At 66.6% G+C, this 19,433-nt stretch carries 17 protein-coding genes and 1 riboswitch; of the genes, 9 read left to right on the top strand and 8 right to left on the bottom strand.

All coding sequences use genetic code 11. From position 1 onward, the window contains the following. Nucleotides 1–300 precede the first annotated feature (300 nt). The 5 genes from AC3A3X_RS08900 to AC3A3X_RS08880 all read left to right on the top strand — a co-directional run bounded on the left by AC3A3X_RS08900 (nt 301) and on the right by AC3A3X_RS08880 (nt 5,644). A complete protein-coding gene (locus AC3A3X_RS08900) occupies nt 301–876 on the top strand; it encodes an RNA polymerase sigma factor (RefSeq protein WP_487582718.1) in 576 nt (191 codons plus the stop codon). Continuing rightward, the gene (locus AC3A3X_RS08895; RefSeq protein ID WP_487582665.1) at nt 873–1,391 is read left to right on the top strand and encodes a hypothetical protein; all 519 of its coding nucleotides are present in this window, start codon (nt 873–875) and stop codon (nt 1,389–1,391) included. Before AC3A3X_RS08900 ends, AC3A3X_RS08895 begins: the two co-directional genes overlap by 4 nt. Nucleotides 1,392–1,472: 81 nt before the next feature. Beyond that, the gene (locus tag AC3A3X_RS08890) at nt 1,473–2,390 is read left to right on the top strand and encodes a DUF4097 family beta strand repeat-containing protein (protein WP_487582664.1); all 918 of its coding nucleotides are present in this window, start codon (nt 1,473–1,475) and stop codon (nt 2,388–2,390) included. A 102-nt stretch (nt 2,391–2,492) separates the two neighbouring features. Further along, entirely contained in the window at nt 2,493–4,073 is a 1,581-nt protein-coding gene (locus AC3A3X_RS08885) for a tetratricopeptide repeat-containing sulfotransferase family protein (RefSeq protein WP_487582663.1), read from the top strand. After that, nucleotides 4,070–5,644, top strand: a complete 1,575-nt coding sequence (locus tag AC3A3X_RS08880) for a sulfotransferase family protein (RefSeq protein ID WP_487582662.1) — start codon at nt 4,070–4,072, stop codon at nt 5,642–5,644. The genes AC3A3X_RS08885 and AC3A3X_RS08880 overlap by 4 nt, the downstream gene beginning before the upstream one ends. 192 nt (nt 5,645–5,836) lie before the next feature. Here AC3A3X_RS08880 and AC3A3X_RS08875 read toward each other — a convergent pair whose 3' ends face one another. The 3 genes from AC3A3X_RS08875 to hslO all read right to left on the bottom strand — a co-directional run bounded on the left by AC3A3X_RS08875 (nt 5,837) and on the right by hslO (nt 10,918). After that, the gene (locus AC3A3X_RS08875; protein WP_487582717.1) at nt 5,837–8,653 is read right to left on the bottom strand and encodes a TonB-dependent receptor plug domain-containing protein; all 2,817 of its coding nucleotides are present in this window, start codon (nt 8,651–8,653) and stop codon (nt 5,837–5,839) included. A 363-nt stretch (nt 8,654–9,016) separates the two neighbouring features. After that, on the bottom strand, nt 9,017–9,883 hold the full coding sequence (locus AC3A3X_RS08870; RefSeq protein ID WP_487582661.1) for an XOO1806 family protein: 867 nt from the start codon (nt 9,881–9,883) through the stop codon (nt 9,017–9,019). Between the two features lie 105 nt (nt 9,884–9,988). Beyond that, a complete protein-coding gene (gene hslO, locus AC3A3X_RS08865) occupies nt 9,989–10,918 on the bottom strand; it encodes an Hsp33 family molecular chaperone HslO (protein WP_487582660.1) in 930 nt (309 codons plus the stop codon). A gap of 104 nt (nt 10,919–11,022) precedes the next feature. Here hslO and mtgA point away from each other — a divergent pair, with 104 nt between their 5' ends. The 3 genes from mtgA to AC3A3X_RS08850 all read left to right on the top strand — a co-directional run bounded on the left by mtgA (nt 11,023) and on the right by AC3A3X_RS08850 (nt 13,418). Beyond that, the gene (gene mtgA / locus AC3A3X_RS08860; protein WP_487582659.1) at nt 11,023–11,781 is read left to right on the top strand and encodes a monofunctional biosynthetic peptidoglycan transglycosylase; all 759 of its coding nucleotides are present in this window, start codon (nt 11,023–11,025) and stop codon (nt 11,779–11,781) included. 232 nt (nt 11,782–12,013) lie between these two features. Further along, on the top strand, nt 12,014–13,030 hold the full coding sequence (locus AC3A3X_RS08855) for a glycosyltransferase family 2 protein (protein ID WP_487582658.1): 1,017 nt from the start codon (nt 12,014–12,016) through the stop codon (nt 13,028–13,030). Further along, on the top strand, nt 12,990–13,418 hold the full coding sequence (locus AC3A3X_RS08850) for a CBS domain-containing protein (RefSeq protein ID WP_200604237.1): 429 nt from the start codon (nt 12,990–12,992) through the stop codon (nt 13,416–13,418). Before AC3A3X_RS08855 ends, AC3A3X_RS08850 begins: the two co-directional genes overlap by 41 nt. A gap of 84 nt (nt 13,419–13,502) precedes the next feature. On the opposite strand, the gene trhA is transcribed toward AC3A3X_RS08850, so the two are convergent. Then, the gene (gene trhA, locus AC3A3X_RS08845) at nt 13,503–14,201 is read right to left on the bottom strand and encodes a PAQR family membrane homeostasis protein TrhA (protein ID WP_487582657.1); all 699 of its coding nucleotides are present in this window, start codon (nt 14,199–14,201) and stop codon (nt 13,503–13,505) included. Between the two features lie 113 nt (nt 14,202–14,314). Between trhA and AC3A3X_RS08840 the strand changes: the two genes are divergently transcribed. Then, on the top strand, nt 14,315–14,968 hold the full coding sequence (locus AC3A3X_RS08840) for a sulfotransferase family 2 domain-containing protein (RefSeq protein ID WP_487582656.1): 654 nt from the start codon (nt 14,315–14,317) through the stop codon (nt 14,966–14,968). Nucleotides 14,969–15,031: 63 nt separating this feature from the next. Here the strand turns inward: AC3A3X_RS08840 and AC3A3X_RS08835 are convergent, their stop codons facing one another. The 4 genes from AC3A3X_RS08835 to AC3A3X_RS08820 form a co-directional block, all read right to left on the bottom strand. Beyond that, nucleotides 15,032–15,292: a DUF1294 domain-containing protein gene (locus AC3A3X_RS08835; RefSeq protein WP_487582655.1), complete on the bottom strand. Its 261-nt coding sequence runs from the start codon at nt 15,290–15,292 to the stop codon at nt 15,032–15,034. A 9-nt stretch (nt 15,293–15,301) separates the two neighbouring features. Then, nucleotides 15,302–16,906 carry a peptide chain release factor 3 gene (locus AC3A3X_RS08830; RefSeq protein ID WP_487582654.1) on the bottom strand — a complete coding sequence of 535 codons (1,605 nt, stop codon included), beginning with the start codon at nt 16,904–16,906 and terminating at the stop codon, nt 15,302–15,304. Nucleotides 16,907–17,112: 206 nt separating this feature from the next. After that, nucleotides 17,113–18,033, bottom strand: coding sequence for a peptidoglycan DD-metalloendopeptidase family protein (locus AC3A3X_RS08825; RefSeq protein ID WP_487582653.1), 921 nt, complete (start codon nt 18,031–18,033; stop codon nt 17,113–17,115). 4 nt (nt 18,034–18,037) lie between these two features. Beyond that, nucleotides 18,038–19,159 carry a phytase gene (locus AC3A3X_RS08820; protein WP_487582652.1) on the bottom strand — a complete coding sequence of 374 codons (1,122 nt, stop codon included), beginning with the start codon at nt 19,157–19,159 and terminating at the stop codon, nt 18,038–18,040. A gap of 118 nt (nt 19,160–19,277) precedes the next feature. Next, nucleotides 19,278–19,415, top strand: a riboswitch (SAM riboswitch). Nucleotides 19,416–19,433: the final 18 nt, after the last annotated feature.

The raw sequence follows: 19,433 nt of genomic DNA, 5'->3' as shown, positions 1-19,433 counted from the left end.
GGCGGCCCTCGACCGACGTTCGTCACGCTCGATCACACCGTCATCGAGCGCTCCGGTTTCATCGATACGCGCATCGACGCGCCGCTTACGGGCGCTGCACACCGGCGTGGCGCGCGTCCGCCTGGGCCTGCATGGAAACCCCTGCCGGGCGCATCTGCAACCCTGGCTGGACGGTCTGGCCCGGGTGGGCGCGATCCCCGCCGGAGCGGCAACCCGCTCCCTGAGTCCCGGCGACCACGGTGGTTAAACCCGCGGCCATGTCGGCGCATCACAAGGACCATGCTGACCGTCGTGACCGAAATTCTGACCGATGCCCCTGCCGCCAGTGACGACGGCGCCGACGAACGTGGCCTGGTGGCCGCGGCCGCGCGTGGCGAAGTGCGGGCCTTCGAGTCCCTGTATCGGCGCCATGCCGGTCGCGTCCACGGCGTCATCGCCCGCCTGGTCGGACACCAGGGGGCGCGGGCCGAGGACCTGACGCAGGAAGCATTCGTGCGGGCCTGGCAGGCATTGCCGGCGTTCCGCTTCGAGTCGGCGTTCTCGACCTGGCTGCATCGCCTGGCCGTCAACACCGCCTTGATGGAGATGCGCAGTCGCCGCAGCCGGCCGCAGGACGATGGCGATTCCGACGAGGAGGTCTTCGACCTGCTCGGCAGCACCGACTCGGCCGGTCACACGACCGCGCTGACGATGGACCTGGAGCGCGCGGTGGCAACACTTCCGCCAAGGGCCCGTGCCGTCCTCGTGCTGTACGACGTGGAAGGCTGGAAGCACGAAGAGATCGCCGCCGAACTGGGCATGGCGGTCGGCAGTTCGAAGGCGCAATTGCACCGCGCGCGTGGCTTGTTGCGCGAGCGGCTGGGAGGACACGCATGAACATCAACGACAACCCCAACACCCGCGGCTCCGAAAACGAGCTGCCCGAGGCCCTGCGCTGGCAGCTGCGCGCGATGCGTCGCGACGCGGAGCCCGGCAACGACCTGTGGCCCGGCATAGCCGCGCGCCTGCAGGCGCAGCGACCGGTGACCAGGGCGCGCCCGCGCTGGCTGGCCCCGGTATCGATGGCGGCCACGCTGGCACTGGCGGTCGGCATGGTCGGGCTGTGGCGGAGCGAGGGCGGCGGCAACGCGCCGGTCGTCACGCCGGCCAGGGCCACGCTGGTCCAGCGCGAAGCCGAAGGCATGACCCTGCAGTACCAGGCGGCCCTGCGTGAAGTCGACGCCGGCCAGGCGCCGATGGAACTTCAGCCGGTTTTCGAAGACCTCGACCGCAACGCCGGCCTGATCCTGCAGGCGCTGGCACGCAACCCCGATTCGCGCCTGCTGCTCGAGCAGCTGCGCCGCACCTATGCACGCCGACTGGCACTTGCACAGCGCCTGGTCTATGCCTGATTCGTACCGCAGCAAAGAACCGATGAACTTGAACCTGTCCTTGTACAACGTGTCCTGCCCTGATCTTTCCGGAGAAACTCCATGACCCGCGCCAAACTCCAATGTCTCGCATTCGGCCTGGCGGTGCTGGCGGCGAACTCCGCCCTGGCAGCCACCCCGATCAATGAGACCCGGCCGCTGGATCCGCGAGGAACGGTGGAGATCGAGAACGTCAAGGGTCGCGTCGATGTGCGCACCTGGGACCGGCCCGAGGTCAAGATCGAGGGCAGCCTCGGCCAGGGCGTCGAAAAGCTGGAAATCGAGGGCGACGGCGAACACCTGACGGTGCGCGTGAAGTACCCCAATCGCAGCGGCATGGGCATGTTCGGCGGCGGCGACAAGAGCGAGCCGACCGACCTGCGCCTGACGGTGCCGGTGCGCGCCGACCTCGACATCGACGTGGTCTCGGCCGACGTCACCGTCGAAGGCATCGCGTCGCGCGACTTGTCGATCGACAGCGTCAGCGGTGAAGTCACCGTCGCCGGCGCGCCGACCGAAGCCAGTGTCGACACGGTCAGCGGCGACCTGATGCTGACCCTCAACAGCAACCGCGTGCGCGCCGAATCGGTCAGTGGCGACCTCACCCTGCGCGGTCGCATGAACGGCGAGGTCGATGTCGAAACGGTTTCCGGCCGGATCGATGTCGCGGTGCTGCAGAACCGCCTGGAGCGACTGTCGGGTTCGTCGGTGTCCGGCGACATCCGCGTCTCGACGGGGTTGGCCAGAAATGGCCGGATCACGATGGACACCGTCAGTGGCGACCTCGAGCTGGTGATGCCGCGCGACCTGTCTGCCAATGTCCGCGGCGAGAGTTTCAGTGGCGACCTGACCGCACCGGGCGCCCAGGTCATCCGTCCCAAGCACGGCCCCGGCGCGAGCTTCGAGCACCGCTATGGCAGTGGCGACGGCGACATCAGTGTCGAAACGTTCTCGGGCGACGCGACGCTGCAGCTCGACTGATACGCGGAGCCTCATGGTCGCGTCGACAGCGACGGGTTATTCTGGGGCCACGGCGAGGTGCCGGATCATCAGGTCGCACGCATGTCGGGTCACCGTGACCGAATGACTGGTTCGGACAGGCTTTCCGCGGAGTCGCAGGCGCTCTACGATCTGGCACGCGCAGGCGCTGCCCGCGGAGACTGGGGGCGCGTCGAGGAGTTGATCGAGCGCCTGCGCAGGACCGGGCCCGCGGCAGCCCAGGTGTCGATACTGGCCTGCCACGCGCGACTGGCCCAGGGCCATTACCGGCAATCGCGCAATCTGGCGCTGGAAACGTTGCTGACGCCGATCGACGATGCGCAATCCCTGCTTGAAGGTGTGCGCCTGCTGCGCCGCTTCGAAGAACCCGCCGCATTGCTGGCGCTCGTGTCCGGCAGCGACTGGGGCGCCATCCGGGTGCCGGCGATACTGGCCGAGCTGGCTTTGCACCTGGGCTCGATCGGTCAGTACGACCTGGCCTCGCGGATCCTCGATCGATTGATCCAGTTCCAGCCGGACCATGCGGATGCGCACTATCTGCGCGGGCTGTTCGCGATGTTTCTCGGTCACAGGCAGTCGTCGCTGCGGGCGCTGGATCGCGCGCTGTCGATTCAACCGGCGATGGCCAATGCGCATTGGCTCGTGGCGATGCAGTCGAACCAGGACATGGCCGCGGCGCGCATCAACATGATGCTGCGCGCGCTGCCGAGGGTGAGGCCGGGCTCGGAAGCGCAGGCCTATCTCTACTACGCGCTGCATCGTCAGCTGGATGCCGTCGGCCGTCATTCCGAGGCGTGGAGCGCCCTGCAGCAGGGCATGGCGATCGCGCGCAGCATGACGCCGTACCGACGCGAAGACCACCACGCCGTCTTCAAGGCCCTCAAGCAGCTGACGCTCGCGCTTCCGGAGCCGCGAAGCCATCCCGAGGGTCAGTCCGGATTGATCTTCATCGTGGGGATGTTTCGCTCGGGGACGACCCTGATCGAACGGATACTGGCGGGGCACCCTGATGTCACCGATGGTGGCGAGACGTACCAGCTCAGCGCCGCCATGCGTGAAGCCACCGATCACGGAAGCCTGGATGTCATCGACGCCACCATCGTGGCGAGGGCGCCAGGCGCGGACATCGACGTCGTCCGCCAGCGAATGCTTGCCTATGCCAATTGGGCTGGCGGCGGACGCCGATGGTTGACGGAGAAGCTGCCCTCCAATTTCCTCAACATCGGCTTCATCGCCCAGGCCTTGCCCGAGGCAAGGATCGTCCATCTGCGGCGCAATCCGGTCGAGACCTGCTTCTCGAACCTGCGCACGATATTCCGCGGCGCCGCGCCCTATGCCTGCAACCAGGACGACCTGGCCGACTATTACCTCAACTACGCCGACCTGATGCGGCATTGGCACGATGCGGCGCCAGGACGGGTGCTGGATGTCGATTACGCCAACCTGGTGAAGGATCCGGAGCGGGAAGCCCGACGTATCCTCGACCATTGCGGGCTCGCGTACGTGCCCGAAGTGCTGGATCTGTCCAGGCCCGGTGGACACACCGCCACCGCCAGCGCCGGGCAGGCACGGCAGGGCATCCTGACCAACCGCGGCGAGGCGTGGAAACCGTATTCGAAGGCACTGGAGCCGCTGCTGCGCGCGCTTGATGCGGGCACGGCGTGAACGCTGATCCCAGGCAGCTGTATGCGCGCGCGCTCGACGCGTACGACCGCGGCGACTGGCCGCAGGCATACCGCATGGCATCCCAGGCGGCAGTCCACCTTCCCTCGCACGGTGGTGTGCATTTCGTCGCTGGCGTGGCGGCGTTGCAGTTGCACGCGATCGCGATTGCCAACAATCACCTGCGCCGGGCCATGCAATGCGATCCCGCGCGCGCCGACTACGCGGCGCAATGCGCGCGCGGCCTGGCCATGGCACACGAAATGACGGCGGCCGTCGCCGTGGCGGAGGCCACGATGGCACTGCCGGTGGTCGACGCCACGACGTACGACACGCTCGGCGTCGTCTTCAGCAAGGCCAATGCGCATGGGCAGGCGGCAGAAGCATTCCGGCGCGCGGTCGAACAGGCGCCCGGGCGCGCCAACTATCGCTTCAATCTGGCCACATCGTTCATGTACCACGGCGACATCGATGGCGCGGAACGCGAGTACGAGGCCTGCATCGCGATCGATCCTGGCTACTGGCGCGCGCATCTGGCCCTGTCGCAACTGCGCAGGCAGACGCCGGAGCGCAACCACACCGCACGCATCGGCGAGCTGCTCCTGCAGCATGCCGACGATCCCGAGGCCAGGTTGCATCTCCACCTGGCGCTGGCCAAGGAAGCCGAGGATCTGGACGACCCGGCGCGCGCCTTCGACCACTATGTGCAGGGAAAAGCGGTCTGGCGCGACCGGGTAGGCGGATCATCGGCCCGCGATGCGGCGCTCTTCGACTCGATCGAGCGCTATTTCGAGAAGATGCCCGCGTCGGCCGGCTGCGACAGCCAGGAACCCATTTTCGTGATGGGCATGCCGCGATCGGGCACGACCTTGGTCGACCGGATCCTGTCGTCGCATCGCGACGTCGAGTCGGCGGGCGAGCTGGGGCATTTCGTCGCGGCGTTGCAGCGTGCCAGCGGCCGGCCGGCGCGGACCCTGATCGAATCCGTCGGCAATCTGGACCCCGGATTCCAGCGTTGGGCCGACCTGGGGCGTGCCTACATCGACAGCACGCGGCCGATCACCGGCCATGTCGCCCGCTTCGTCGACAAACTGCCGCACAACTTCCTCTTCGCCGGATTCATCGCCTGCGCGTTGCCGAACGCGAAGCTGATCTGCCTGCGGCGACACCCGATGGACACATGCCTGAGCAATTTCAGGCAGCTGTTCGCGCCGGACTCCGCTTTTCACGGCTACTCGTTCGACCTGCTCGACACGGGTCGCTACTACCTGCGCTTCGATCGCCTGATGCGGCGATGGCAGGAGCTGTTTCCGGGCCGGATACTGGAAATCGACTACGAGCATCTGGTCGATTCGCAGGAGGCCGTTACCCGCACGCTGCTCGAATTCTGCGGGCTGCCCTGGGACGATGCCTGCCTGTCCTTCCAGGACAATGCCGCGCCGGTGCCTACGGCAAGTGCGGTGCAGGTGCGCTCGGCGCTGAATCGTTCGTCTTTGGCGCGGTGGCAGCGTTACGAGCCGCAGTTGTCCGGGCTCAGACGCTTGCTGGAAGACGGCGGCGTCCGCGTCGACTAGAGCAGCGATTGACCGGCGACCAAGCCGTCGATTGATCCTGGGCGTAATCACAGTGCAGAGCGGGCCGCGGCGTGCCGCCGTGGCGGACCGTTTCGCGGCGACTGCGTCGCCATCTCTTCCGCGAAAGCTTGCCCCGGAAAAAACCACGGCCCCTTTCGGGGCCGTGGCAAGAACAACAAGCGTGGCGCTCTATCAGAAGCGCTGCTGGTACTTCAGGTACCAGAAGCGACCGATGTCGAAGCCACCGTAGTACGGGAAGCTGCTGTTCGGGGCGGTGAACATGATCGGGCCGACATGGTCGGTGATGTTGTTCGCACCCAGAGCGGCAGTGGCATTCCACGGCAGGTTCACGGAGAACTGCAGGTCGTGGAAGGTGTTGGAGCCGGTGTGGTTCAGCGGTTCCGGATCACCGTACACGTCGACATGATCCGGATCGTCGCAAGGACGCGGTGCCGAGGCGCAGTCTTCCTTCATGCCCGAGTAGTAACGGGCCATGTAGGTGACCGCGTAGTCACCCTTCTCCCAAGCCACGCCCATGTTGGAACGGACGCGGAAGAAGCCCGGCGTACCGACCTGGCCGACCCACTTGGTGGCCGGATCGTTGTCCACCAGCTGGTCGAACTCGCTGGTGTAGGTCGTCTGCCAGTTGATGGTGAACTTGCCCGCCGAGAACTCCGGCAGCCTGTAATTCACGCCGAAGTCGTAGCCCTCGGTGCGGATGGCACCCAGGTTGGTCAGGCCGAAGAACAGGTCGGTGATGACGTGCGAGGTCGGATTGCGGACGACGCCATCGCAACGCGACGCGATGTTGCTGACGTAGCAGTCACGCAGGATTGCATCGACCGAGTCCTGGGCGATGGTGTCCTCGATCTTGACGTCGTACCAGTCCAGGTTCAGGTCCAGGCCTTCCACCCAGCGCGGGCTCCACACGATACCGGCCGTCTTGGAGGTCGCCGTTTCCGGCAGCAGATCCGGGTTGGAACCGCTCAGGAACTGGAAGTTGGTCTGGCACGGCAGCGTGGTGCAAGGCTGGTTGGCCTGGCCCAGCTGGACGTAGCTGGCCGGCACGCCTGCGGCGGTACAGGCAGTGCCGCCTGCGCCAGGCTGACCGGTTGCGCACGGGTCGGTGTAGGACTCGAAGCTGCCGCCGATGCCGCCGAACAGGTCGGAGATGGACGGAGCGCGGAAGCCCTCGGCGTAGGTCGCACGGACCAGCAACTCGTCGATCGGGCGCCAACGCAGGGAGAACTTGCTGTTGGTGGTGTCACCGAAGTTCGAGTAGTCGGAGTAGCGGCTGGAGATGTTGAACGCCAGTTCCTTGGCGAAGGCCATGTCGGCCAGCACCGGAATTTCCAGCTCGAAGTACACCTCGTCCAGATCGTAGGCACCGGCGGTGGTGGTCGCCGGCAGGCCGGTGTTCAGGCCAGCCTGGTTGAAGGCGTCCGGCACGAAGCGGCCCTCTTCGCGGCGGTGCTCGACGCCCACGGCCAGGCCGAGGTCGCCGGCAGGCAGCGTGGCGAGGGAACCGGCGATGCTGGCGTTGTAGATCGTGGTCTCGGTGCGACCGGCATCGTGGTACTCGGGGAACAGGTAGGTCTGCAGGTCCGGATCCGCCAGCGAGCCCTGACCCGGTTCACCGAACGGCAGGAACGGGTTGAACGGGATGCACTGCCCGGCGCCGAAGTTGGTGCCGTACGGGGTCGGGTTGGCAGCCGTACCGCACTCGACGCGACCGGTGGTCGGGTTGAGGAACGACGGGCCCATCGCATTCTGCGCAGCCAGCACGCTGGCGTCGCCGTGGCCGTACTTGTTGTTGTTGTTGCGGTTGGACAGGAAGCCCACTTCCCAGTCCCACTGCTTCTCGCCGAAGTTCAGGTAGCCGTCGAAGCCCATGGCGACGCGGAACGTGTCGAGTTCGCTACGGGTGGTGCGCGGCACTTCCCACAGACGGCGGAAGAAGTAGGCGTCGCCCGCTTCCGGTGCCGGGTTGAAGAAGCTGTCGGCGGACACCAGGCCAAAGCCGTAGTTGAACGGATAGCCGGCGATCTGCTGGTCGGTGATGCGCTTGGTGTAGCCGATGTCGGCGCGGAAAGCGACGGCGTCGGTGATGTCCAGCGTGCCGCTGACGAAGACCGAGTGACGCTCCAGGCCCGTGGCCAGCATCATCTCCTGGTTCGGGTTGGCGCGCTCGGCCAGCGACATGTTGTGGTAGTTGGCCGGGTTACGCGGATCGGTGCCCTTGGTCAGGGTGCACAGGCCGCTGGAGCACGACGGATCGGTGAAGTTGCCGTCGGCGTCGACGTTGCCCAGCCACACGCCGTTGTGGCTGATGGCGCTCCAGCCAGAGAACGGATACTCCGGACCGGAGTTGCCGGCCGCGCTGAATTCGCGGTCCTTGGCGAAGACCGGATCTTCCTTCGTGTACTCGGCGCTGAGGGTGATGCTGCCGCGATCGTTCGTGGCGCCCAGCGTGAAGTCGTACGACTGCCTGGTGCCGTCGCCCTGGTCGTAGGTACCCAGGTATGCGTTGGCCTCGGCACCGTCGAAGCTGCGACGGGTGATGACGTTGACCACGCCGGCGATCGCGTCGGAGCCGTAGATCGACGAGGCGCCGTCCTTCAGCACTTCGATGCGCTCGATGGCCGAGACCGGGATCTGGCCAAGGTCCTGCAGGCCCGAGGTGGAAACGCCGAGGCGCTTGCCGTTGACCAGGATCAGGGTGCGCTGTGCACCGAGGTTGCGCAGGTCGATGAAGTAACCACCGACGTCTTCGCCGGAGGCCAAGGCATCAGCGCGGCTGATGGCAGGCGAACCGGCCGAGGTGAGGTTCTGCAGGATGTCGGCGACGGATGCGAAGCCCTGCTTCTCGATCTGATCGCGGGTGATGCTGATGATCGGCTGTGCAGTCTCGACCTGTGCCTTCGGGATGCGCGAACCGGTGACTTCGATGCGATCGAGGGTGGTGGCCTGATCGGGGGCGGGCGTTTCCTGCGCGACGGCAGCGCCCATACCGATGAAGCCGGTAGTGCCTACGGCGATCGCGAAGGAAATCGCGTCCCGGAGCTGGGTGGTCTTAAAGGTCATCTCTCTCTCTCCAAGCTATCTTGGTTTTGCGGGAGCCAGCCGGTTGGCGCAAATCTTGTGGCCTAAATCGGCAAAGGCGGACCGATACTAGCCGGGTCCTTGGAGTAATTAAAGTGTTGTTAACGTCAAATGTTGGTGTTTCGTGAAAATGACCGGAAATGCCCCCCGCCGATACGGCAGCGCATTGATTTGGAAGCAAAATTGCCCGTGGCCGCGCCGTGAAGGCGATTGGCCGGATGAATGGGCTCTGGGAGTGGCGGTCGGCGAGGCCGACCGACCGGAGTCAGGTCACAGGTCCTGCTCGTAACGGACGTAGGGCACGGTGCCTTCGTCCTTCTCGTCGTTGCCGGGGGCGAACGGGTTCTTGCCGCGGGTCACGACGTTCTCGGCGCCGACGGTGAGCTGACCGCTCCACGGCGTGCGCCAGGTCAGGCCGACGCCCAGCCCTTCCCACTGACCGGGTTCGCCCGGGATGTCGACCACGCGGCCGACGATGTTGGCGCTGAAATTGCCCAGGCCGGCACCGATGGAGACGCTCTTGCTGCTCCAGCGGTCGGCAAGCGCCGGCACTTCGCCGGCGGGGATCAGTCGCGCCCGCGCCCAGGTACCGCCGATGGACACGGTCGCTTCACGGCCGATGTTCTTCTGGCCGTAGACGGTGAGGGTGTTCTGGTCGACCTTGCTGGCCTTGTTGTTCGGGCTCAGCCACGCCGGCATCGCGTCGCGGCCGCTGCCCAGCGCCAGGCCCACCTTGCCGCCAGGGCGGGCGAGGCTGGCACCCACCGTGGCATTGCGGCTGCCGACGTACTCGCCATCGTCGTCGAGGGTGGCGAGCATGCAGTGGTTGGCGAGGTTGCCGATCGCGCCGGCGAGGCCGGTCTGACGGTCGCAGACCAGTCCCAGCGTGTCGCCGGCTTCCAGCCCGAATGCGGCGCCCAGGGTGTTGCTGCCGACCTGCCAGCGGGCGCCGGCGATCGGCGTGCTGGCCGGTTCGAGCTGCAGCAGGTATTCGAGCTTGCCGCTGGTCTGGTTCCAGACCGGGAGGTAGGTCGTATCGCTGGTCCCGCGCTTGCTCGTGCCCTGTGCATGAACGCCCGCAGCCACGCCCAGGGCGAGCAGCAAGGTCATCGGCAGTCGAAGCAGGCGCGTGTACATGGTCTGGTTACGACCGGGTAAACCCGGTGGAGTTCCCCTCTCCTTAGGACCGCGACTATAGACCGTTTATGTTTATTTAACAATTTCAGATGAAACTGAGACGGGCTACTGCAGCCGCTCCGGAGCCGCCAATTCAGCAGCTGCCACGGAGAACAAGCTAGCGATTTCCTGTTTATCGAAACGGTAACTGTGTCCGCAAAACTCGCAACGGATCTTCGCCTCGCCGCCGGCCGCGTCCGCGGCTGCCTCGGCTTCATCGGGACCCAGCGACACGAGCATCGCTTCGACCCGCTCGCGTGAACATGAACAGGCAAACCGCAATGGTTTGCGGCCCAGCAGCTGCACCCCGTCCTCGTGGAACAGCCGGGTCAGGAGATCGTCGGCGCTCCATTCCAGGAGCTCGCGCGGGCTGAGGGTGTCGAAGAGGGCGCAGGCGCGTGCCCAGCCGTCATCGTCGCCATCATCCCCCGGAAGCTTCTGCAGCATCAGTCCCGCGGCATGCCGTTCGTCGGTTGCCAGCAGCAGCCGGGTCGGCAACTGCTCGGACTGGCGGAAGTACCCCTCGAAGGCGCCCGCGAGGGAGTCCGACTCCAGGGCGACCAGGCCCTGGTAGCGGGTGGGTTCGCGGCCGTCGGCGGAGGGGTTCTCGATGGTGATCGCCAGCACCGCATCGGGGCCCAGCCGGGTCAGGTCCCGTGAAACTTCGCCGTCGTCGGCGAGCTGGGCGATACCGCGCAGTGTGCCGGCAGCGGTGCATTCGGCGAACAGCGTGCGCAGTGCGCCGTCGCCGCGCAGTTGCACCGACAAACGACCATCGACCTTGGCGTGGCCGGTGAAGAGGGCGGCGGCTGCGGCAGCCTCGCCGAGCAGTTCGGCGGCGGCAAGGGGATACTCGGCGCGCTCGCGAATCTGATTCCAGGTGTCCTGCAGGTGTACGCGTACACCGCGCACACCGGCGCCTTCGATCAGGAATCGGGTCAGCTGGTCTCGGTCGTCGCCGGCGGGGCTGGGTTGCGTGCTGCTGGCTGAGGTCATCTCATCGTGCTCGTGCGGCCGGCGCGTGGCATTGGCGGATAATGCACGCGACCGTGTGAAGGGTGACGAGAGAAGATGGGGATGGAGATCGCGCAGTGCAAGGCATGACCGGGACCGACGAGGCCGCCGGAAATGCCGCCCAAACCGTGGCCGTTCCGGCCCGGCGTCGCCGTCGCTGGCTGCGGTGGTTGCTGGCCTTGCCGCTGTTGCTGCTGGTCGCCAGCGTCGCGCAGGTGGCGGCATTGCGTTTTGTCGACCCGGCCTTCAGCGCCTTCATGCTGTCGCGGCAGTTGGAGGCCTGGGGCGAGGGCGAGTGGTCGTTCCGCATTGCCTACGACTGGCGCGATCTGGACGAGATCTCGCCCAGCCTGCCGCTCGCGCTGGTGGCCTCGGAAGACCAGAACTTCGCCGAGCATTTCGGTTTCGACATGAAGGCGATAGAGAAGGCGCGCAAGAACAACGCGCGCGGCCGCAAGGTCCGCGGCGGCAGCACCATCAGCCAGCAGACCGCAAAGAACCTGTTCCTGTGGAGCGGACGCAGCTACGTGCGCAAGGGCATCGAGGCCTGGTACACGCTGCTGATCGAGGCGCTGTGGCCCAAGCACCGCATCATCGAGGTCTACGCCAACATCGCCGAGTTCGGTGATGGCGTATACGGCGCGCAGGCGGCGGCGCGGACCTATTTCCGCAAGGATGCCAGCCAGCTGGCGCCGTCCGAGGCAGCGCGCATGGCGGCGGTGCTGCCGAGTCCGCGACGCTACAGCGTGGCCAAGCCTGGGCCGTATGTGCAGCGACGCTCGCAGGCGATCCAGCGGCAGATGCGCTACATCGGCGGCCCCGAGTATCTCAAGCGCCTGGACTAGTTTGTGGGGTGGTGTCTTCGGCGGGGCGTCGTCTGCCGGGCCGGGGATTGCTCCGCCCCTTCGTCGGACATCCTGTCCGAAGGCGGGGCGCGGGACATCCATGTCCCGCTGCTCCGCAATCCCCGGCCCGGCAGACGACGCTTGGGCGAGTGGCTGCACTGTCTTCGGAATGCAAACGTCCCTGCGCGGGAATGACGGGTCAATACGGGAATGACGGGCTACTATTCGCCGCATGAGCGAACGCCTGACCATCGTCATTGCCGCCTTCAACGAGGCCGACAACCTGCCACTGATGCATCCGCGCATCACCGCGGTGCTCGATCCGCTGCACGATCTCGAAGCACAGGTGCTGTACGTCGACGACGGCAGCAGCGACGACACCTGGCGGGCGATGCTGCAGCTGGCCGCCGCCGACCGCCGCGTCGCCGTGCTGCGGCTATCGCGCAACTTCGGCAAGGAACTGGCGCTGACGGCCGGGCTCGACCGCGTCGAGGAGGGTGGGGCGCTGATCCTCGATGCCGACGGCCAGGATCCGCCGGAGTTGATTCCGCAGTTCGTCGCCAAATGGCGCGAGGGTTATGACGACGTCCACGGCACGCGCCTGGAGCGCGAAGGTGAAGGCTGGATCAAGCGCAGCACCGCGCACGCCTTCTATCGCGTGATCGGCCGCCTGTCGCGCACGCCCATCCCCGCCGACACCGGCGATTTCCGCCTGCTGTCGCCGCGGGCGCTGTCAGCGCTGCGGCAATTGCGCGAGCGCCACCGTTTCATGAAAGGGTTGTTCGGCTGGGTCGGCTTCAACAGTGTCGCCATCCCCTACCATCGCGCGCCGCGCGCGGCCGGGCACAGCAAGTTCAACTTCTGGCGCCTGTGGAACCTGGCGCTGGAAGGCATCACCAGTTTCTCGACCGCGCCGCTGCGACTGGCCACCTACCTGGGCCTGCTCACCGCGCTGACCGCGTTCGTCTATGGCGCCGCGGTCATCCTGAAGGCGCTGTTCTGGGGCGACCCGGTGGCCGGCTGGCCGACGATGATGTCGGTGATCCTGTTCCTGGGCGGGGTACAGCTGATCGCCCTGGGCGTGATCGGTGAATACCTGGGACGCCTCTACGACGAGTCCAAGCAGCGGCCGCTGTATCTCGTCGACACCTGGCAGCCGGCGGCAGGAGTATCCTCGGGGCAAGCCCCGCTTGCGGAAGGAGACGGCCATGCGCACCGTACGACAACTGCTGGAAGCCAAAGCGCCTGAGATCTTCGCGATCGGACCGGACGCGCCGGTGATCGAAGCGATCCGGCTGATGGCCGAGAAGCGCATCGGTGCGGTACTGGTGATCGAAGGCGGGCACCTGGTAGGCATCCTTTCCGAGCGCGACTACGCACGCAAGATCGTCCTGCAGGGGCGCTCTTCGGCCGACACGCCGGTGCGCACGATCATGACCAGCCAGGTGCTCACCGTCTCGCTGAGCGACACCGCCGAGCATTGCATGCAGATGGTCACCGACCGCCGCATCCGCCACCTGCCGGTGCTGCACAACGGCGAAGTGCTGGGCGTGGTGTCGATCGGCGACCTGGTCAAGGCGGTGATCGAGGACCAGCAGATCGAACTCGACCAGCTGCAGCGCTACATCGCCAGCTGAGCCGCAACAAATTCGCTCCCGGTATGGACTCGTCCCCACGTTCGATGGGGCTGATCAAGCGGGAGTAGACAAGCTTTGATCAGTTCAGCCCGGCATCGTCTGGCCGGGCGAGACGACCTGCGCCATCACCGCGACGTAATGACACACGCTGCCGGCGACCACGAACAGGTGCCAGATCGCGTGCGAATAGGGCAACGAAGGCCGGTGATAGAACACGGTGCCGAGCGTGTAGAACAGGCCGCCGGCGAACAGCCAGCCGATGGTCCAGCCATCGAGCGCGCCCAGCAACGGTTCGATCGCGACGATCACCAGCCAGCCCATGGCGATGTAGATGCCGGTCGACAGCAACTTGAATCGGCCGGTGTAGAACAGCTTGAACACCACGCCGGCCAGCGCCAGAACCCAGATCGCGGCGAACAGGCCCCAGCCCCACGGACCGCGCAGGCCGATCAGCGTGAACGGCGTGTAGGTGCCGGCGATCAGCAGATAGATCGCGCAGTGGTCGAACACCTTCAGTCGCGCTTTGGCGACCGGATGCTGGATCGCGTGATACAGGGTCGAGGCCAGGTAGAGCAGCAACAGGCTGATCCCGAAGACGATCGCACCGGCGAGTTGCCAGCCGTCGCCGAACAGCGCAGCCAGGGTGATGAGCACCGCCCCGCCGGCAAGCGCGGCCGTGGCGCCTAGCCCGTGGGTCAGCGCGCTGTAGAACTCTTCGCGCAGCGAATTGGCCCCGCGGGATGCGGGGGCGGAGCCGTCGTCGACGGAGCGTGCAGTGGGCATGGCCCAGCATCCTAGCGCAGGTTGGAGCAAATGCTCGGGAGCGGGCGGGTGCGGCGTGACCGGTTACGCAATCGGCGGCTTCGGCACTACGGTTCGCGGCCACCGATCCTACTATGATGCGGCAACGCCCGGGCACCTTCTGCATGATCATTTCCCACCAGCACCGCTTCGTGTTCGCCGCGATCCCCAAGACCGGGACGCATTCGGTACGGCAGGCGTTGCGCGGGCACCTGAGCGAAGAGGACCTGGAGCAGGTCAGCCTGTTCGTGAACAGGCGGTTCCCATTCGAGGAACTGGCAGCGATCCAGCACGGCCACATCACGCTGGAGCAGATCCGGCCGTTCCTCGGCGAGGAGGCGTTCGCGGGCTATTTCAAATTCGCTTTCGTGCGCAATCCGTTCGATCGTTTTGTTTCCTATTGCGCGTTCATGACTCGTGCCAACGGTGCCTTCCTGAAGAATCCGCAGCAGGTCATGCGCTACATCCTGTTCCAGGCGCGGCCGAGCCAGCACATCCTGTTCCAGCCGCAGCACACTTTCGTGACCGATGCGGACGGCAAGCTGCTGGCCGACGTAGTCGGTCGCGTCGAAGAGATGCAGGCTTCGTACGATGCCATCTGCGAGCGCATTGGCATCCCCTTGGCACAGCTGGGCCAGGTCAACAGCTCGCGCCGCGGCAGCTACCGAGACTACTATGACCAGGCATTGATCGACGGCGTTGCCGAGTACTATCGGCGCGACCTGGATCTGTTCGGGTATGAGTTCTGATCATGCGGCCGCATGCGACAGCAAATGGATCCCGGCGTTCGCCGGGATGACGTGATCGGGTAGTCAGCGCGTGAGTGCGGCCAGGGCGATCACCGCGATCAGCTGCGCGGCAATCGCCAGCGCCAGCCCATTGCGGAAGCTGCGCTTTGCCGTCTTGTGGCACATCGCCAGCAGCGCGCCCGGCGTGCCGCCGCACAGGGCCAGGCCGAGCAGAGTGCGTTCGGGGACGCGCCGGCGGCGGCCGCCGGCAATGGCCTTGTCGTAGCCGTAAACGAGCACGGTCACCGCGTTGAACGCCAGCAACCACGCTGCCCAGCCCGGCACCGCGCGACCTCAGTCGATCGCGGTGGCGTGCGCGTGCTCGCGCGTGGCCATGAACGTCACGTCCGGCGCGCGCTCCTGCGCGAGCTGCAGATTGACCCGCGTCGGCGCCAGGTAGACCAGCTGCCCGGCGGCGTCGATCGCGAGGTTCATCGCGTTCTTGTCGCGGAACTCTTCCAGCTTCCTGTCGTTGTCGCAGCGGATCCAGCGCGCCGTGGAGACGGCGACCTGCTCGAAACTGGCGTCGACGCCGTACTCGTCCTTGAGGCGGTAAGCGACCACGTCGAACTGCAGCACGCCGACCGCGCCGAGGATCAGGTCGTTGCTCATCAACGGGCGGAAGAACTGGGTGGCGCCTTCCTCCGACAACTGCGCCAGGCCCTTCTGCAGTTGCTTGAGCTTGAGCGGATCGCGCAGGCGCGCGCGGCGGAACAGTTCCGGGGCGAAGTTGGGGATGCCGGTGAAATTCAGCGCCTCGCCTTCTGTGAAGCTGTCGCCGATCGAGATGGTGCCGTGGTTGTGGATGCCGATCACGTCGCCCGGGAACGCGCTCTCGGCGATCTCGCGGTCGGAGGCCATGAAGGTCAGCGCGTTGGCGAGCTTGACCTCCTTGCCGGTGCGCACGTGGAAGGCCTTCATGCCGGCGTGGAATGCACCCGAGCACACGCGCATGAACGCGACGCGGTCGCGGTGCTGCGGGTCCATGTTGGCCTGGATCTTGAACACGAAGCCGGTGAGCTTGGGCTCGTAAGCGCCGACCTCGCGGCCGGTGGTCTCGCGCGGCTTGGGCGAGGGCGCATGCTCGACGAAGAAATCCAGCAGCAGCTGCACGCCGAAGTTGTTGACCGCAGAACCGAAGAACACCGGGGTCTGCTCGCCCGACAGGTACTTGGCCGGGTCGAACGGATGCGACGCGCCTTCGACCAGCTCGAGCTCGTCGCGCAGCTCCTTGAGCATGTTCTCGCCGATGCGGTCGGCCAGGGCCGGGTCGTCGATCGAAGAGAAGATCGTCGAATCCTGGCGCGTGAAGTTGCGGCCCTGCTCGTAGAGGTGAATCTCGCCGGTGACCAGGTGGACCACGCCCTTCAGACGCTGGCCCATGCCGATCGGCCAGGTGATCGGCGCGCACTGGATGCCCAGCACCGACTCGACTTCGTCGAGCAGGTCGATCGGGTTCTTGCCCTCGCGGTCGAGCTTGTTGATGAAGGTCATGATCGGCGTGTCGCGCAGACGGCACACCTCCATCAGCTTGATCGTGCGTTCCTCGACACCCTTGGCCACGTCGATGACCATCAGCGCCGAGTCGACCGCGGTCAGCACGCGGTAGGTGTCCTCGCCGAAGTCGGCGTGGCCGGGGGTGTCGAGCAGGTTGACGATGCGGCCCTCGTAGGGGAACTGCATCACCGAGCTGGTCACCGAGATGCCGCGTTCCTTTTCCAGCGCCATCCAGTCCGAGGTCGCGTGGCGCGCGGCCTTGCGGCCCTTGACCGAGCCGGCCATCTGGATGGCACCGCCGAACAGCAGCAGCTTCTCGGTGAGGGTGGTCTTGCCCGCGTCGGGATGCGAAATGATCGCGAACGTGCGGCGGCGGGCGGCTTCGAGGGAAACGTCGGACATGGCTTAAGCGGGCGGGTCGGGCGACCGGTCCGCGAGTCGGGAAGCGGGTGAGGGGGGCGATTATACGCGGGCCGGTGGCGCTCCCTCGGCATCGAGTCCCCTTTCCCGCTTGCGGGGAGGCAGGGTGAGGGCAGCTCTTGCGCTGAGGCGCCGTCTCGCCCCCATCCCAACCCTTCCCCCGCGCGCGGGGGAAGGGCTCAAAGCGATCAGCCCCCGGAAATCCGCAGCGGTCCGGCCGGGCCGAGCATCCTGAACGGAATCGACTCCAGCCGCATGCCCCGGTTCACCTGCACCGCGAAGTGCAGGTGCGGGCCGGTGGTGAAGCCGGTATTGCCCGACAGGCCGATCTGCTGGCCGGCGCGGACGCGCTGGCCGACCCGCACCAGCACGCCGTCGTCGGCCTTGAGATGGCCGTACAGGGTCATGCTGCCGTCGTCGTGCAGGATCCGGACGAAGTTGGCGCGACCACCGTACTTCTCGCGGTTGAGGCCGGCCTTGTCGAAGTCCGACTCGACCTGCATCACCACGCCCTCGCGCGCGGCCAGCACCGGCGTACCGATGTCGGCGGCGAAGTCGACCGCGTAGCGGCTCTGCCCGTCGTTGTGGCTGAAGTGCCCGCCGTAGCCCTGGTCGATGCGGAACGTCGCCTGCTGCAGCGGCAGCAGGTAGTCGACATTGCGCGGGCGCGCGCCGGGATCGCCGGGCAGGCTTTCCATGTTCAGTTCGAAGTCGAAGCCGCGCTCGGGGTCGTCCGACTCCAGCACCGCCACCAGCACGCTGCCGCGCGCGGCGACGGTGGCGCGTGCCGGCAGCAATGGCCGGCCGATCACGTTGTCGCTGCGGCTGAAGTCCAGTTGCACCTCGATCGGGCCCGACAGCCGGTTGTCGGCGAAGGCCAGGAAGCGGTCGCCGTCGTTCTCGATGCGCAGGCGCGCGATCGCACTGGGCTCGGTGTACACCGGAATCGTGCGCAGCTGCGCCGGCGGCGCATCGGGAACGTGATCGCCGTAATGGGTGATGCCGCTATCGTCGGTCCAGCGGTAGACCTTGGCCGCGCCCGCGCCGAACGCCAGCACCAGCGCCGCGCTGCCGAGGATCACTGCTGCCAGGTGGCGCCTGGTTGCCATCGCGCTAGCGGGTGCAGTCCGCCGACAGACCCAGCACGCGCACGACCTCGGACAGGTCGAAAGCCGTCACCGACTTGTCGTCGTGCACGGCGAACAGCGCGCCATCGGGGAATGCCGCAGTGGAGGCAGCGTGCAGGGCGACGCCGTCGGTATGCGCGGTGACCTCGCCCTCGAAACTGCCGACAGGCGCGAGCGTGGTCCGGTCGAACAGGTGGAACACGGTCAGCGGCGCCAACTGGTCGACCGCGATCCAGTAGCCGCCGCCGTTGGCGCACGTCCACAGGGCCACGCCTTCGGCCTCGGCGGCGAAACTGTCCTGCGGCAGGCTGCGGCCGGTGTACTTGCCGCTGAAGCTGTACTCGCGCAGGGTCGATTCGTGGCGGCGGTCTTCATCGGCGACCAGCAGGCGATCGTTGCCCGGGTCGCCGGCAATCGACTCCACCATGCGCAGGCCGGCGGCCTGCGTGGTATCGCCGAAGGAGCCGCCATAGCTGCTGCGCAGGCGTCCGTTCTGGTCGAAATGGACGCGGTAGCGACGCACGCGCTGGTCGAGCTCGGCCAGCGGCGGCACTTCGTCGAACTTCTTGCCGTACATGAAGCTGTCGGTGACGTAGATCTCCAGCTCGCCCGGCTCGGTCTCGGTCAGCCACAGGCCGTAGGGGCTGCGCAGTTCCTGGTCGCCGAAGCTGCCCAGCGGCTTGAAGTCGGGCAGGGTGAAGACCTGCACGCGGTGGTTGTCGCGCTCGACCACGAACAGTGTGTCGCCATAGACCGCGACGCCGTTGGGACGGTTGAACTCGCCCGCTGCCTGGCCTTCGCCGCCGACCTCGCGCAGGCGCTTGCCGGAGTCGGCATCGAACACGACCAGGCGGTGGGTCGACTTGGCCGAGGCGATCAGCAGGGTGCGGCCTTCCTCGCTGGTCCAGGTGGCCAGCGAATCGAGTTCGTCCTGGGGGCTTTCAGCCGAGACATAGCGCTCCGGCACGGTCAGCGTCGCCGGCGCGCCGACCGGGGTCACGGGCGACGTCTGCGCCGGTGCGGCGGCGGGCGGCGTGGTCGAGCAGGCGCACATCAAGGTCGCCAGCAATGCAGCAGTGGCGACGGGGGGAAGGAGGCGTGGAGTCATGGGCGAAGTGTATTCGCGTGGCCTTAACAATGTGGCGCCAGGACGTGATCGACATAATAAATCGCTATATGCGGATGGAGCGATTGACACTCGCCGACGGACGCTGGCAGACTGCGGCCATCCATCGAGACCGGCAGAGGGACAGGCCCTTTGAAGCCGGGGCAACCCAACCTGCTACCCCGCCGCAATTGCAGGGGCAGCGAGGTGAAGGTGCCAATTCCTGCGACAGGCGTCCGCGCCGGTCGGAAGATGGTTGCGACGTGCACCCGCCGTT

The sequence above is a fragment of the Lysobacter sp. Soil_N_23 genome, from assembly GCF_057656135.1.
The sequence above is the reverse complement of the archived record's forward strand: the minus strand, read 5'-3'. Positions and strand labels throughout refer to the sequence as shown.